The organism is Nocardia sp. NPDC051981, assembly GCF_040680715.1.
GTDB lineage: Bacteria > Actinomycetota > Actinomycetes > Mycobacteriales > Mycobacteriaceae > Nocardia.
This window is the reverse complement of the sequence record NZ_JBFAXK010000010.1, coordinates 230875-244915: the sequence shown is the minus strand read 5'-3', so window position 1 is coordinate 244915 and position 14041 is coordinate 230875. Positions and strand designations below refer to the sequence as shown.

General features: G+C 68.4%; 15 protein-coding genes. 9 read left to right on the top strand and 6 right to left on the bottom strand.

Annotated elements, in window-relative coordinates; genetic code table 11:
• Positions 1-137 precede the first annotated feature (137 nt).
• Positions 138-383, bottom strand: a complete 246-nt coding sequence (locus tag AB0L60_RS20160; RefSeq protein ID WP_364615947.1) for a hypothetical protein — start codon at positions 381-383, stop codon at positions 138-140.
• A 93-nt stretch (positions 384-476) separates the two neighbouring features.
• Positions 477-896, bottom strand: a complete 420-nt coding sequence (locus tag AB0L60_RS20155) for a VOC family protein (protein ID WP_364615944.1) — start codon at positions 894-896, stop codon at positions 477-479.
• Between the two features lie 398 nt (positions 897-1294).
• Between AB0L60_RS20155 and AB0L60_RS20150 the strand changes: the two genes are divergently transcribed.
• A complete protein-coding gene (locus AB0L60_RS20150) occupies positions 1295-2164 on the top strand; it encodes a tyrosine-protein phosphatase (RefSeq protein ID WP_364615941.1) in 870 nt (289 codons plus the stop codon).
• A 207-nt stretch (positions 2165-2371) separates the two neighbouring features.
• Positions 2372-3343: a hypothetical protein gene (locus tag AB0L60_RS20145; RefSeq protein ID WP_364615938.1), complete on the top strand. Its 972-nt coding sequence runs from the start codon at positions 2372-2374 to the stop codon at positions 3341-3343.
• Between the two features lie 37 nt (positions 3344-3380).
• Here the strand turns inward: AB0L60_RS20145 and AB0L60_RS20140 are convergent, their stop codons facing one another.
• From AB0L60_RS20140 to AB0L60_RS20130, 3 genes are all read right to left on the bottom strand, one after another.
• On the bottom strand, positions 3381-3836 hold the full coding sequence (locus AB0L60_RS20140) for a hypothetical protein (protein ID WP_364615935.1): 456 nt from the start codon (positions 3834-3836) through the stop codon (positions 3381-3383).
• A gap of 118 nt (positions 3837-3954) precedes the next feature.
• Complete coding sequence (locus AB0L60_RS20135) at positions 3955-4125, bottom strand: hypothetical protein (protein ID WP_364615932.1); 171 nt, start codon at positions 4123-4125, stop codon at positions 3955-3957.
• A gap of 136 nt (positions 4126-4261) precedes the next feature.
• On the bottom strand, positions 4262-5128 hold the full coding sequence (locus tag AB0L60_RS20130) for a sigma-70 family RNA polymerase sigma factor (protein WP_364615929.1): 867 nt from the start codon (positions 5126-5128) through the stop codon (positions 4262-4264).
• Positions 5129-5243: 115 nt separating this feature from the next.
• Between AB0L60_RS20130 and tsaA the strand changes: the two genes are divergently transcribed.
• The 7 genes from tsaA to AB0L60_RS20095 all read left to right on the top strand — a co-directional run bounded on the left by tsaA (position 5244) and on the right by AB0L60_RS20095 (position 13363).
• Entirely contained in the window at positions 5244-5846 is a 603-nt protein-coding gene (gene tsaA, locus AB0L60_RS20125) for a tRNA (N6-threonylcarbamoyladenosine(37)-N6)-methyltransferase TrmO (RefSeq protein ID WP_364615926.1), read from the top strand.
• Positions 5847-5895: 49 nt separating this feature from the next.
• Entirely contained in the window at positions 5896-7098 is a 1203-nt protein-coding gene (locus AB0L60_RS20120; protein ID WP_364615923.1) for a helix-turn-helix domain-containing protein, read from the top strand.
• A 179-nt stretch (positions 7099-7277) separates the two neighbouring features.
• Positions 7278-8735 carry a dihydrolipoyl dehydrogenase gene (lpdA, locus tag AB0L60_RS20115; protein ID WP_364615920.1) on the top strand — a complete coding sequence of 486 codons (1458 nt, stop codon included), beginning with the start codon at positions 7278-7280 and terminating at the stop codon, positions 8733-8735.
• Between the two features lie 11 nt (positions 8736-8746).
• On the top strand, positions 8747-9871 hold the full coding sequence (gene pdhA, locus AB0L60_RS20110) for a pyruvate dehydrogenase (acetyl-transferring) E1 component subunit alpha (protein WP_364615917.1): 1125 nt from the start codon (positions 8747-8749) through the stop codon (positions 9869-9871).
• A gap of 19 nt (positions 9872-9890) precedes the next feature.
• Positions 9891-10874 carry an alpha-ketoacid dehydrogenase subunit beta gene (locus AB0L60_RS20105; protein WP_364615914.1) on the top strand — a complete coding sequence of 328 codons (984 nt, stop codon included), beginning with the start codon at positions 9891-9893 and terminating at the stop codon, positions 10872-10874.
• A 15-nt stretch (positions 10875-10889) separates the two neighbouring features.
• Positions 10890-12158 carry a dihydrolipoamide acetyltransferase family protein gene (locus AB0L60_RS20100; protein WP_364615911.1) on the top strand — a complete coding sequence of 423 codons (1269 nt, stop codon included), beginning with the start codon at positions 10890-10892 and terminating at the stop codon, positions 12156-12158.
• A 296-nt stretch (positions 12159-12454) separates the two neighbouring features.
• Positions 12455-13363 (top strand): oxygenase MpaB family protein, encoded by a 909-nt coding sequence (locus AB0L60_RS20095; protein ID WP_364615908.1) that lies wholly within the window; start codon positions 12455-12457, stop codon positions 13361-13363.
• A 66-nt stretch (positions 13364-13429) separates the two neighbouring features.
• Here the strand turns inward: AB0L60_RS20095 and AB0L60_RS20090 are convergent, their stop codons facing one another.
• Positions 13430-13987 (bottom strand): GyrI-like domain-containing protein, encoded by a 558-nt coding sequence (locus AB0L60_RS20090; RefSeq protein ID WP_364615905.1) that lies wholly within the window; start codon positions 13985-13987, stop codon positions 13430-13432.
• Positions 13988-14041 lie beyond the last annotated feature (54 nt).

The following is a 14041-nucleotide window of genomic DNA, read 5'->3' as shown; positions in this document are numbered from 1 at the left end:
CGGCGATGGTGCCGGCGACCGTCTGCTGCACCGGCGTGGCCGGGGCGCGGTAGGTCTTGGCGGCGAACGTCGGCGCGGGCCACCGCCGCCTCGTGTGTCCTGCCTGTCAACCGTTGTGTCCCTGGGCTGTGTCCTCACTACGCGATAAGGAGAAAGTCAGGACACCGAGGAGACGGCAGAGCTTCTTCGGTGAGGCTGCTCAGATCTTCCGGGATCTCGGTCAGCCCAACGAAATTGACCGCTCCGCTGACCTCTCGATTCAGGAATGCCTGGAACAGCGGCGCGCACGGAGGGGCGGCCTCGGCCAGGCCGCGATGGCCACCGCCTTCCTGCAGCGCAATGAGATTGAGGCGGCGGCTGAACGAACTAAGGTCGTTGTTCAACTGACCTCGACGGTCAACTATTCGCGGTGCCTAGAGGCCGTCACCGACCTCCAGCGGAAGCTGAAGCAGTATGCGGCAGTCCCCGCAGGCAGTTCAGAGCCCCTTCGATTGGCCAACTTCAATGAGGTGGCCGTCGGGATCACGGATGTAGGCGCGGAGTTCGTGAGGGTGGTCGACCGGTTCGGTCAGAAAATCCGCACCTCGGGCGGTCCATTCGCGCTGCGACCGGTAGATGTCGGCGACGCGGATGTTGAGGAAGGCGCTGACCGTGTCGGGGTCTTGTGGCGTGGTGAGGGTTACGGTCGGCTTGTCCGCTGTCGGACCGCCGCCGTCGTTGAGGATCAGCCAAGTGTTGGCCAACTGCAGGATGACGGGGTCACGATCGTGCACGACCTGGGCGCCGAACACAGTCCGGTAGTAGTCGCGCGATCTGTCCTGGTCGGAGACGACGAGGAAATGGGTGACCACGAAACCGTCGCGCGGGGGAAACTCGAACTGTTGTGCAGTAGTCATGGGTCGCCTCCTCTAGCTTGCAGCTCGGATGCGGTCACAGCCTCAACCGATGCATAGTACCTGACCTAGCTCCAGCATCACCTTGTGATGAAGCGCCTGTCTTCGCTGATAGTGGGCCGGTTTTGCCTGGTGTTGCCGTCTTCGTTGCCATGTCGGCCAGCGGAGCAGCCAGGTGGCTCCGCCCTTTCCGGACGTTGCTACGCACGGAAGTTCACCCGACGTTGCGTGAAATTCACTGGGGCGCAAGGGCATTGAAGGCGGTTCAGGCGTGGTCCCGGTGGGCGGGGTGGGAGGTTCGGTGGGTGAGAGGAACCGTGGGTAGGACTGCGGGGGACGCGTCAGCACCCCTAGCGTCCCGGGCTGTGAAAACCAAACGTTTTGCACTACTTCGTGTTTCAGTGTTCGCTTTGACTGCTATCGCCACCGCGGTGCTCGGGGTCGGAGGGCTGCCGACGGCTGTGGCCGCGCCGATCATGCGGGCGGATGCCACTCAGATCACGCTGCAGGGGGCGGTGAATGTCCGGGATGTGGGCGGGTATGTCACCTATACCGGGGATCCGACGCGGCCCGGGAAGGTGATTCGGTCCGATGCGCTGAACAAGCTGACCGATGCCGATGTCCAGAAGCTGGGCACGCTCGGCATTCAGAAGGTGATCGACTTCCGGACGCAGGCCGAGGTGCAGGCGCAGGGTGCGGACCGGCTGCCGACCGGGCTGACCGCGGTGGCGCGGCCCATCGACGACGGCGGCATGTACATCAAGATGGCGCAGGCCATCGGGTCCAAGGATCCGGTGCAGCAGCAGGCCGCGCTCGGGGACGGCAAGGCCGAGCAGATGATGAAGGACGCCTATGTCAGCTTCCTGAGCGCGGATTCGGTGGCCACGTTCGGTCAGACCATCAAGGACATCGCGGCCGCCAACGGGGCGACGCTCTACCACTGCACGGCGGGCAAGGACCGGACCGGCTGGATGACGTATGTGCTGCTGCGCGCGGTAGGTGTACCGGAGACCATCGCGCGCAAGGACTACCTGCTGTCCAACCAGTACCGTGCCGCGGCCGACGCCGCCCAGCGCGCCCAGCTGAAGGCGGCCGGGATCATGCAGAACCCCGACCTGCTGATCCCGCTGCAGGTAGTGAGTGACGAGTACCTGGACACCGCCGTCAACCAGATGAACCAGCAGTACGGCGATTTCGACCACTTCCTCACCAAGGGCCTGGGCCTGGACGCCGGCACCATCCTCCGCCTCCACCACAACCTGGTGGGCTGAGCCCACCACAACCGGGCCCCGTCGCAGCGGCTGCGGCGGGGCTCTGGTCAACCGGAGAGCGGCTCGCGGCCGGGTTGCGGCCCGATCCGCGCGAGTAACAACAGCCGCCCGATTCGGGTATCGCGCTACCCGTGTCGGCGCGATCGCTTCGGCGCAGGATCGTAGTCGTCACAACCCTGTTCGTCACTCATTCGGGAGGGATGCACCATGAAGCGTCTCTCGGAACGCCGCCGGCTCACCGCCGCGGAGTTCGAGACCTGCGCGGGCGAGTTCGAGCGGAGCGGTCGGTCCAGAGCCGCGACGACGCCACAGCGGACCGGTCGCGGCGTGGTCGCACTGCCGCGCCGGGGACGCGGCGAGCACGCACCGGAGCAATTGGCCGGATTCCTGCCGAAGGATATGCCGGTTCATACCCGCCCACACACGGAAATCATTGCACTGCATGCACATTCGCGCAGACTCACCGGTGACTGCCGGCCGCCGTTCGCATCTTCCGGCGATCGGCGGCACCTGCTGATCGATCACACCTGGCCGTGGATTCTGACCGGGCGGGTCACCAACAGTGACGGCATGGCGGGATCCGGCGTGCTGGTCGGCGCCCGGCTCGTGCTGACCGCGGACCAGCTGCGGCCGAGCCAGAGCATCGGCCGGGGCAGCTGGTGGATGACCTTCTCGCCGCACTTCGACAGCGGCGCCGATCCGAACGCGCCGTTCGGTTCGAGCGATGTCAGCGATCTGGCGCACTACAACACCGAGCGCGACACCGAATACGGTGCCGGGCACGACTTCATGCTGTGCCGGTTGTTCGAGCCCATGGGCCATCAACTCGGGTTCCTGGGCGCCACCTCGTTCGCGGACGACTGGCGCGGGCTCCAGGTCTGGCACAGCATCGGCTACCCGGCCGACATGGGTGGCGGGACGCGTCCGGCGGTACGGATCAACCAGAGCGTGGAACACGATCACGAGGACGACAACGGCTGGTACCTCGAGGTCGAGGCGAGCCTCGATCACGGCAATGCGGGTGGGCTCTTCTTCTCCTGGTTCGACGACGGCCATGTCCGGCTGTGCGGTGTCGTATCGGGTGCGGAGAGCGTCGACGGCGACCTCGACCATGCCATCGCGAGCGGCGACGACATGGTGTCCCTGATCAATTGGGGTCGCGCCACCTGGCCCGAGTGAACCTGAAGCGCCGGACATGCCCGGCCGCGAGCAGATATCAGGGGCGGGGTGGCGCGGCGAACGCGGACAGGTCCAGGGCGGTGGTCTCGGTCCAGCCGGTGGCGCGCAGGTCGTCGGGGGTGGGGACGCCGAGGGCCTCGTGCAGGCCGCGGGCGGCCGAGCGGGCCAGGTCCTCGAAGCCGGTGCGAGTGATCGGCCAGTGCATGGTGCGGCGCCAGTTCTCGATTTCGTGCTGGAGGGTGGGCGCGGTCCAGCCCAGCTCGCGCAGGAGGCGGTCGGCGGCCTCGGAAATCGGTTCGGCGAGATAGTAATTGCCGGTGAGTTCGGCGGAGAGTTTGATGTCGAACTGCTGGAATTGCACGTAGCGATTACCGGTCGCGGCGAGGATGACGGTGGCGCGGGAGGGTAGTTTCGCAAGGCAGCCGGCCAGGCCGTGCACAAACACGTCCCAGTCGGTTGTGACAACTTGCAGGGGCTGGCTCCGGGTGCCCATCGCGGCCGATCATACGCCGTCAAATCACGCCGTCGGCGAAAAACCGTGGCGCCCAGTCCGATCAGCGGATACCGCGGCGGCGTCGACTGGAAGACCGCCGCGGTTCCGGGCGATCGGCTTACCGCTGGTAGGGCGTCGGGGCGGGGCCGAGTATGGCGAGGGGTGTGCGGGCCAGTATTCGCTGGTCGCTTTCCCGCGACGGGAGCAGCTGGCGGGCAACGAATTCCCGCACCAGCCGCGGAAGCGAGCCGAAAACCGGAATCGACGCGGCCGGCGCCGGAGCGGCCATTGCGTTCATTGCACTCCCCTCGACGTGTCAGGATGTTCGACAATTCATTCTGCCCATCGAATATCGGTGTGGCCGTTAATCTCTCGTGAATATTTGCTCGCCGGTGCGCGGATCGACGATTCCCCGCCGACCGCTCTCAGCCGAGCATTTCGAGATTCAGGTCGCCCAGCAGATCGGGGTCGGCCAGCATTTCGATGGCGGTGATGCGGCCGTCGACGACGGTGAAATCGAAGACGACGCGCGGGGTGCCGCCGGTCGACCACACCAGGCCGGCGAGGCCGTCGATGAGGGCCGGGCGGGCGGCCTTGGCGCGGCCCGCGAAGGTGGTCGCGACCGCCCGTGCGCCACGGACTTCGGGGTCCGCGCCCATGGTGACGCCGATGGCGTCGGCGCGCACCACCACGTCGGGGTCGAGCAGTTCCAGCAGGGCGGCGAAGTCGCCGCCGCGGGAGGCGGTCAGGAAGGCATTGACCACTTCCTGCTGGCGTTCGCGGTCGACGGCGATCTCGTCGACGCCGCGCACGCGTCGCCGGCCGCGGCTGGCGAGTTGCCGGGCGGCGGCGGGGGTTTTGCCGAGAATGGGGGCGATGTCCTCGAACGGGACGGCGAACATGTCGTGCAGGACGAAGGCGAGGCGCTCGGTGGGGGTCAGGGTGTCGAGCACCACCAGCAGGGCGGCGCCGATCGAATCGCCTAGCAGCGCTTCCTGTTCCGGGCCGAAGCGGGCTTCCGGTGCGTCGTAGTCCGCGAGCGCGTCCTCGCGCCGGGTGCCGCGCGACTGGAGCATGTTCAGGCAGACGCGGGAGACGACGGTGGTGAGCCAGCCGGCCAGATTGTCGATCCCGTCGGTCTCGGAGCGGCTCAGTCGCAGCCAGGCCTCCTGGACGGCATCCTCGGCTTCGGCGGAGGAGCCCAGCATGCGCTGTGCGAGCGCCCGCAGCCGGCCGCGCTGCAGCTCGAATTCCCGTGCCACCAGGTCCAGTTCGTCACGCTCGTTGCCCATTGCCGAAGTCTCCTCGATCACGACCGGTCGGTCCATCCGAACCGTGCGGGCGCGTCCGGAAGATCGGGGCCCACACCTCCACGACCGAGCAACCGGGCCGAATGTGACAGCTTCGATGAAATACCAGCTCAGAGGGGTAGAGATCCGGTTCACCGTCGCCCGCGGCGAAGATCCGATCATGGACGCCGCCCACCGCGTCGGCTATAACGGCAATGGCCGGAACGTCGGCCTCGACGCGCACGGCACAGCCGCCGCAGCGCCACGGTGGAAGGAGCAGACGATCGTGTCCTCGGAACTCTCCGACAGCCCCGATCATTTCGAGGTGCGACCGGTGGGCCGGGTCCGCTCCCCGCTCACCGACCGCACCGGCGCGCCGCGCCAGGCCGACGAGGACGCCCCACCCGCCGATATCGTCCTCGCCCCCGAATTCGCCGCGGCCGCAGCCGATCTGCGCCCGGGTATGCGCGTCGTCCTGCTTACCTGGCTGCACGGCGGGAGCCGCGAGGTGCTCGCGGTCCATCCCCGCGGCGACCGCACCCGGCCGCCCACCGGCGTGTTCGCCACCCGCTCCCCCGACCGCCCCAACCCGATCGGCCTGCACGAGGTCACCATCACCACGGTGTCTCCCGAGGTCCTCGGCGTAGCGGGCCTGGAAGCCATCGACGGCACCCCCGTCCTCGACATCAAACCGGTCCTGGGCGGCGTCGAAACCCGCTGACCGGCCCGGCTGGGGCGGGCGGCCGCGGGCCCAGCGTAGGTTGAGGGTCATGGCGGCACCCAGGCATCCGATCCCGGCGGTCGGCACGCAACGGCTGGCCGCGGCGTGTCACGCCGAGGTGCCCGCATTGACCAAGCAGCTGATCGCGGCCATTTTCACCGACAATCCGGGGTGGACGGACTATACGGCGGTGCCGCGGGCGGACCTGCGGGACGGGTGCCGACGGTATCTGACGCGGATCCTGGATCTGCTGGGCGGACAGCCGCCGGATCCGGACGGGGACGATGTGGCCGCGGCCATCGGGCGGCGGCGGGCCGAGCAGGGCGTGCCGCTGGAGGCCATGCTGCGGACCTTCCGGCTGGGCGGCCAGATCGTGTGGGAAGCGTTGCTGGACAAGGCCGATGACATCGGTTCGGCGGAGACCCGGCAGGTCGGTTCGGCGATGTGGGCGGTGGTCGACGGGATGTCGTCGGCGCTGGTCACCTCGTACCGGAACACCGAACTCGACCGGGTGCGCAGCGATGAGCGGCGCCGGCATTCGCTGATCGAGGATCTGCTGGCGGGGCGGGCGCACGACGCCACCTTCGCCGCGCGGGCGGGACGCGAGCTGAATCTGCCCGCGAACGGGGCATACCTGGTGGTGGTGGCGCGCGGTGAGGGCGGGCCGCGACTGCACATGGGGGCGGAGGCGGCGCTGGGGGTGTCGGGGATCCGGTCGGTGTGGCACGAGCGGGTGGATTCCACGGTGGGGCTGGTGTCGCTCGAGCATCGCGGGAGTTCGGCTGTGCTGCACCAGCTTCGGCCGCTGATCCGGGGGCGGGCGGGGGTCTCGCCGGCGGTGCCGGGCCTGGCGGGCATCGATACCGCGCACGGGCTGGCGGTGCTCGCGCTGGACACCGTGCCCGGCGATCAGCAGGGGCTGCTGGTTTCACTGGACGAGCGCTACCTGGAGGCGCTGCTGCTGCGCTCCCCCGATCTCACCGATCTGCTCGTCGCGCGCACCCTCGGCCCCGTGCTGGAACTGCCGCCCAAGGAGCGCGACATTCTGCTGCGCACACTGACCGTCTGGCTGGCCGAGAATTGCTCGGCGGCCAATGCCGCGCCGAAGTTGCACTGCCATCGCAACACGGTCATCAACCGGCTGCAGCGCATCACCCTGCTGCTCGGCCGCCCGCTCGAGGGGCAGCGGGCCTACCTGGAGCTTTCCCTCGCCCTGGCCGCCCTGGGACTGGCCGGCGCCGACCGCGACTGAGCCACCGAAAGCCCGCTACTCACGGGTACGAATTGTGCTCTGCGCCCAGCCCCGCCGTGTCATATATGGGCTTCCAGTGCATTGATTGTGCATTTGGTGACCGACAGACTCGATCGGAATGACTCGCATCACAACCGATGGCGGGTTACGACAGCAATCGAGAACGAGGAGCACCACGAGTGCCGGAATTCGATCTTCTGGTGATCGGCGGCGGTCCGGGCGGTTACGTCGCCGCCATCCGCGCCGCCCAGCGGGGCCTGACAGTGGCCCTGGCCGAAAAGGAACGCCCGGGCGGCGTCTGCCTGAACTGGGGCTGCATCCCGACCAAGGCCATGCTGCGCTCCGCCGAGGTCTTCCACACCATCGCGCACGCCGCCGATTTCGGCATCTACGCCGATAACCTGCGCTTCGACTACGCCGCGGTGCGGCAGCGCAAGGACGGCATCGTCAAGGAGCTGACCGACGGTGTCGCGGGCCTGCTGAAGGCCAATGGCGTGACCGTCATCGAGGGCCATGCGCGCTTCACCTCGCCGACCACGGTCGAGGTCGTGGAGGCCGGGCCGTCGCCGATCTTCGAGGGCGGCCCGCGCTACGCCGCCGCCCCGACCGCGAACGCCGTCCGGACCGTGAGCGCGAAGGATGTCATCGTCGCCACCGGTTCGATCCCGGCCGTACTCCCGATCCCGGGCGCGGATCTGCCGGGCGTGATCACCTCCGACGGCGCGTTCGGCCTCACCGAGGTGCCCAAGCGCCTGGTCGTTATCGGCGGCAGCGCGGTGGGCGCGGAGTGGGCCAACCTGTTCCACGAGTTCGGCAGCGATGTCACCGTGGTCGAGATGCAGGATCGCCTGGTTCCGTTGGAGGACAAGGAGATCGGCACCGCCCTGGGGCGCTCGTTCACCAAGCGCGGCATCAAGGTGCTGACCGGTGCGACGGTCACGGCCATTGCCCAGGGCGGCACCGGCCTCACCGTCACCGTCGCCGGCCCGCAGGCGCAGGAGCTCGCCGCGGACGTGGTGCTGGTCGGCGTCGGCCGCCGCCCCAATACCGCCGGGCTGGGCCTGGAGGTCGCCGGAATCGACACCGACGCACGGGGTTTCATCCCCGTCGACGCGCAGCTGCGCACCGCCGTCGAGCACGTCTACGCCATTGGCGATGTCACCGGTAAGGCGCTGCTCGCGCACGTCGCCTCGCATCAGGGTCTGGTCGCGTCCGACACCATCGCCGGCCACGACGCCCACATCGACTACAACGTCATCCCCGCCGCGACCTTCACCCACCCGGAGATCGCCAGCGTCGGCCTCACCGAGGACGCCGCGAAGGCCGCGGGCCACGACGTCGTCACCGCCAAGTTCCCGTTCGCGGCACTGGGCCGGGCCAAGTCGTTCGGCGATCAAGAAGGCTTCATGAAGATCGTCGCGGGCCGGCAGCACCAGGAGGTGCTGGGCGTGCACATCATCGGCCCGTCGGCCAGCGATCTGATTACCGAAGGGGCCCTGGCGATCTCGCTGGAGGCGACCCTCGACGAGCTCGCCGACACCATTCACGCCCACCCCACCCTCGGCGAGATCGGCATGGAGGCCGCCCTGGTCGGGCTGGGCCTGCCGGTTCACGTCGCGCCGCCCCGGAAGCGTTGAGGAGTTCCGTCATGACCACGACCACCGCCGCGCCGCGCAAGACGGCGCGCAAGGCGACCCGCCCGGCCGACCAGGCCGCCGACGTAGCCGTATCGGAAAACCTGCTCGGCGGAGCCGATTTCGGCGGCGCGGATGCCGACACGCTGCGCGAGCTGTACACCGACATGCTGTTCATCCGCCGCTTCGAGGAGCGCACCGCGCAGGCGTACCAGCAGGCCAAGATCGGCGGCTACTGCCACCTCAACCTGGGCGAGGAAGCCACCGTCGTCGGCGTCGGAAAGGCCATGCGCCCCACCGACTATCTGTTCACCAACTACCGTGAGCACGGCTACGCGCTGGCCAAGGGCATCGAGCCCGGCCGCGTCATGGCCGAGCTGTACGGCCGCTCCACCGGCACCTCCAAGGGCTGGGGCGGATCGATGCACATGTACGACACCGAAACTCGCCTGCTCGGCGGCTACGCCATTGTCGGCGGACAGGTTCCGCTCGCCATCGGCGCGGCGCTGGCCATCGACTACCGTGGCGGCGACGACGTCGTGGTGTGCCAGATGGGTGAGGGCACCACCAATATCGGCGCCTTCCACGAGTCGCTGAACATCGCGGCGCTGTGGAACCTGCCCGTCGTGTTCCTGGTCATCAACAACCAGACCGGCATGGGCACCACCGTCGAGAAGTCCTCCGCCGAACCGGATCTGTGGAAGCGGGCGTCGTCCTACCGCATGCGGGGTGAGCGTGTGGACGGCACCGATGTACTGGCCGTGCGCGAGGTCGCGAGCGACCTCATCGAGACCGCGCGTCGCGAGGGCAAGCCCGCGCTGCTCGAGGCCGTCTCCTACCGGCTCAAGGGCCACTCCGTCGTCGACCCGGCCAAGTACCGCACCGACGACGCCGTCTCCACCGCCGTCGAGCACGACCCGATCGTGCTGTGGCACAACCGTCTTCTCGACGCGGGCGTGCTGAGCGAGGACTCCGCCGCCGCCATCGAGGCCGATGTCAAGGAACGCGTCCGCGCCGCGGTCGATTTCGCCGATCAGTCCCCGCATCCGGACCCGGCCACCCTGTTCGATTACAACTACGCGACCCCGGTCGCGGGCGATTCCCGTCGCCTGCCCGGCGATCCGCTCTTCACCGCCTAAGGACATCACCGTGGCTGTCATGACCTACCGTGAAGCGCTGCGCGAGACCCTCCGCGAGGAGATGCGGCGCGACGACGACGTCCTCCTCATCGGGGAGGAGATCGGCGTCTTCGAGGGCTCCTACAAGATCACCGCCGGCCTGCTGGCCGAGTTCGGCGAGAAGCGGGTGCGCGACACCCCTATCGCCGAAGAGGGTTTCGTCGGCGCGGCCATCGGCGCCGCCATGCTGGGCCTGCGCCCGGTCGTCGAGATCATGACGATCAACTTCTCGCTGCTGGCGCTGGACCAGATCGTCAATCACGCCGCCAAGATCTACGGCATGTTCGGCGGGCAGACGTCGGTGCCGATGGTCATCCGCACCCCCGGTGGCGGCGGCCAGCAGCTCGGTGCGACGCACTCGCAGAACATCGAGCTGTACTACGCGTTCGTGCCGGGCTTGAAGGTGGTCGCGCCGAGCACCCCCGCCGATGCGAAGGCGCTGCTCAAGGCCGCCATCGACGACGACGATCCGGTGCTGTTCCTGGAGAACCTCTCGCTCTACAACACCAAGGGCGAGGTGCCGGACGACCTGCCGCCCGCCGAGATCGGCAAGGCCGCGGTCACCCGCGAGGGCACCGACATCACGCTCATCGGCTACTCGCGCATGGCCACCGTGTGCACCCAGGTCGCGGAAAAGCTTGCCGCGGACGGCATCTCGGCGGAGGTCGTCGACCTGCGCAGCCTGCGGCCGCTGGATCGCGACACCATTGTCGCCTCGGTCAAGAAGACCGGTTGCGCCGTCATCGGCGAGGACGACTGGCTGACCTACGGCATCGGCGCGGAGGTCGCGGCCTCCATCTCCGAGGGCGCGTTCGACTACCTCGACGCCCCCGTGCGCCGGGTGGCCATGGCCGAGGTGCCGCTGCCCTACGCCAAGCCCCTGGAGAAGCTGGCGCTCCCGTCGCCGGACTCCCTCTACAGGGCCGCCCTCGAAACCCTTGCCGCCGTGGGCAAGCGACGCTGAGAACCGGAAGGAATCATGCCTGAAGTAACCATGCCCCGGCTCTCCGACACCATGGAGGAGGGCATCGTCTCGGCCTGGCTCAAGCAGGTCGGCGACCAGGTCAAGGCCGGCGAGATCCTCGCCGAGATCGAGACCGACAAGGCGCTGATGGAGCTCGAGGCCTACGAGGACGGCGTGCTCGAGCAGATCATCGCCGCGCCCGGCACCACGGTCGCCATCGGCGAGCCGATCGCGATTCTCGGTGACGGCAGCGGGGCGTCCGCTCCGGCTCCTGCCGTGGCTCCCGCCGCTGCGGCTCCGGCTCCCACCGCCACGACCGATAGCGCGCAGGCGAATTCGGCTCCGACTGCCGGAAATGGCAGTGCCCCTGCGATTCCGGCCGAGTCCGGTGAGCGCAAGAAGTCGTCACCGCTGGCCCGCAAGGTCGCCAAGGAACTCGGCGTCGACATCGCCGCCGTGACCGGCACCGGCCCCGGCGGCCGCGTCACCAAGCAGGACGTCGAAAACGCGAGCAGCACAGCCGCTCCGGTCGCGCCCGCCGCTGCCGCCCCGGCTCCCGCCGCCCCGGCTCCCGCGATCGCTCCGGCCACCGGCGACTACGAAGAGATCCCGCTGACCACCATCCAGCGCGTCTCGGCCCAGCGTCTCACCGAGTCCAAGCAGCAGGCCCCGCACATCTATCTGACCAGTGCGATCGATGTGACCGAGCTGCTCGCCTTCCGCGCGCAGATCAACAAGACCCTGGAGGAGACCGGCTCCGGCAAGGTCAGCGTGAACGACCTGCTGGTGAAGGCGGTCGCCTCCGCGCTGCGCCTGGATCCGGCGGTGAACGTCTCCTTCGCGGGTGACAAGCTGTTGCGGCACAACGCGATCAATATCGGTATCGCTGTCGCCACCGAGGCGGGCCTGCTGGTCCCGGTCATCCACGACGCCGACCACAAGAGCGTGTCCGCCATCGCCGCCGAGGGCCGCGACAAGGCCGCCCGGGCGCGCGACCGCAAGCTGCGCGGCGAGGACATGTCCGGCGGCACCTTCACCATCTCCAACCTGGGCATGTTCGGCATCGAGCAGTTCACCGCGGTCATCAACCCGCCGGAGTCCGCGATCCTCGCGGTCGGCGCGGCCCAGGACGAGCTGAAGCTGGACGGCGAGAAGGTGGTGGCGCGCAAGATCCTTCGCGTCACGCTGTCGGCCGATCACCGTTCCATCGACGGCGCCGTCGCGGCCCGCTTCCTGCAGCAGTTGAAGGAGCTCATCGAGCATCCGCTGCGCATCGTGACCTAGTCACGCCCCGATCGCCGTCCGATTCCCGATCCAGGATCGGACGACGTCCCCGCCACCCGGCGCGTGCGGTTACCCATGCCACACCGCGCGACCGGCAGCCGTACTCACCCGGCGGCGGGCAGTGAACGCCGGATGGCGTGGACCGGGTTTACCCGGCCGGTCCCGCCATCCGGCTTTTCGCGTCTCTACGGCCGGTGGCGATTGCCACGCTCGCGACATGATGAGAAGCTTTGTTAGTAACTCTCTCATCCTGTCGGTGTGTGGCGCTCCGGCAGGAGTGATCAAAGGAGATCAGCATGACCGCCGCCGTCGCGCTCGACCACGAGCCCAAAGACCGTCCCGAACGCCGCCCGTTCCAACCCGGCAGCCGGATGTGGGATGACGTCGGCCTGCTCACCTTCTCCCTCACCGCCGGGTCCGCCTTCCTGCTGCAGACCATGGAACCGACCATCGCCGCGGTGGTCGACGAACACTCGACCTTCCGCACCGACCCAATGGGCCGGGCCACCCGCAGCATCGCCTCGGTCATGATGTGGATCTACGGCGGCGACGAGGCGCTCGCCGAGGCCGACCGGCTGCGGCGGATGCATGCCACCCTGAACTCCACCGACGCCCAGGGCATCAAGCGCCAGGCCCTCGCGTCCGCGCCCTGGGCATGGGTCCTGCACACCGGCGTGTTCGCCTTCACCGAGGGCAACAAGTACTTCTCCAGCCGGAAGCTCACCGATGCCGACAAGGAGTCCTACTACCAGGAAACGGTGCAGCTCATGCGCAATTTCTCGGTAGCCCCCAAGGAGATTCCCGCGACCTACGCGGAATGGGAGCCCTGGTTCCAGGTTCAGGTCGAAAACCACCTCGTCGCAACGAATGTCGCCTACGACTATCTGAACGTGATCCGGAACATCGCCCCGCCCAAGCAGATCCCCGCTCCCCTGCACCCCGTCTGGCGTGCCGTCGCCAACCCGGTCGGCCGACTCCAGCACTTCTTCACCGTTGGCACCACCCCCGAGCTGATCCGCGACAAGCTCGGTCTGGAGTGGACCGCGAAAGACGAACGCGCCCTGCGCGTCCTGGGCCGGGTCATCGGCCGCACCGTCCCCCTCCTCCCCGAGCGCGTCCGCTACTTCCCCATCGCCTACGAGGCCCGCCGCCTCGAACGCGACCGCGCCCGCCTCCGCAAGATGATCAACCTCCGTCCCGTGTGATCACCGGGATCGGGGAAGCACTCAACGTGGCGAATCGGGCGAAATGGCACGGTGAGCGCTCCCTCGTCAGGACAGGGGCCGGACGGGGTGGCGGAGCAGGGTGCGCATGGCGGCGTCCTGGGTGCGGCGCGGGTCCGAGAGGTAGATCTCATGGTGGCGGCCGTTCATGGTGAGGTGGTGTTCGGCCATGAAGGCTTCCATGCGGGCGAGGGTCTCGGGCTCGGTGGCGTACGGGCCGCGGTGCATGACCTGGATGGCGTCGCCCTCGGTGAGCTGATCGAACGTGGCTCCGGAGACCATGTCCGGCGTCACCGGGTCGGGCATGCGGATCATCATGGTCCAGTGCCATTCGTCACGCGGCACCTCCAGGGCGGGGCGGTCCGATTCGACCCACCACAGGCCCTCCAGCTTGGGGACCACGAAGTCGTTGCCCTCGGCCTTGGCGATCTTCTTGGCGCCGTAGGCGGCTCGGTACAGGGTCGAGACGGCCTCGGTGTAGGCGTCGCCGAGGGGTGCGCCGACACCGCTGACCGTGGCGTAGTTGCAGGTCCGGAAGGTGCGCAGGACGGGTTCGGTGGGGGCGCCGTAGTAGTGCCTGTCGGTCTTGGCCAGGTCCAGTTTCATGGGTGCTCCTTCCTCGGGGTCGATTCGAGGATGCGGTCTCCCGTCGCGGGAGGG

Coding starts and splice junctions, on each gene's coding strand:
- AB0L60_RS20155 (WP_364615944.1), bottom strand. CDS start 896: ATGACTACTGCACAACAGTTCGAGTTTCCCCCGCGCGACGGTTTCGTG.
- AB0L60_RS20145 (WP_364615938.1), top strand. CDS start 2,372: ATGAAGCGTCTCTCGGAACGCCGCCGGCTCACCGCCGCGGAGTTCGAG.
- AB0L60_RS20140 (WP_364615935.1), bottom strand. CDS start 3,836: ATGGGCACCCGGAGCCAGCCCCTGCAAGTTGTCACAACCGACTGGGAC.
- AB0L60_RS20135 (WP_364615932.1), bottom strand. CDS start 4,125: ATGGCCGCTCCGGCGCCGGCCGCGTCGATTCCGGTTTTCGGCTCGCTT.
- AB0L60_RS20130 (WP_364615929.1), bottom strand. CDS start 5,128: ATGGGCAACGAGCGTGACGAACTGGACCTGGTGGCACGGGAATTCGAG.
- tsaA (WP_364615926.1), top strand. CDS start 5,244: ATGAAATACCAGCTCAGAGGGGTAGAGATCCGGTTCACCGTCGCCCGC.
- AB0L60_RS20120 (WP_364615923.1), top strand. CDS start 5,896: ATGGCGGCACCCAGGCATCCGATCCCGGCGGTCGGCACGCAACGGCTG.
- pdhA (WP_364615917.1), top strand. CDS start 8,747: ATGACCACGACCACCGCCGCGCCGCGCAAGACGGCGCGCAAGGCGACC.
- AB0L60_RS20105 (WP_364615914.1), top strand. CDS start 9,891: ATGACCTACCGTGAAGCGCTGCGCGAGACCCTCCGCGAGGAGATGCGG.
- AB0L60_RS20100 (WP_364615911.1), top strand. CDS start 10,890: ATGCCTGAAGTAACCATGCCCCGGCTCTCCGACACCATGGAGGAGGGC.
- AB0L60_RS20095 (WP_364615908.1), top strand. CDS start 12,455: ATGACCGCCGCCGTCGCGCTCGACCACGAGCCCAAAGACCGTCCCGAA.
- AB0L60_RS20090 (WP_364615905.1), bottom strand. CDS start 13,987: ATGAAACTGGACCTGGCCAAGACCGACAGGCACTACTACGGCGCCCCC.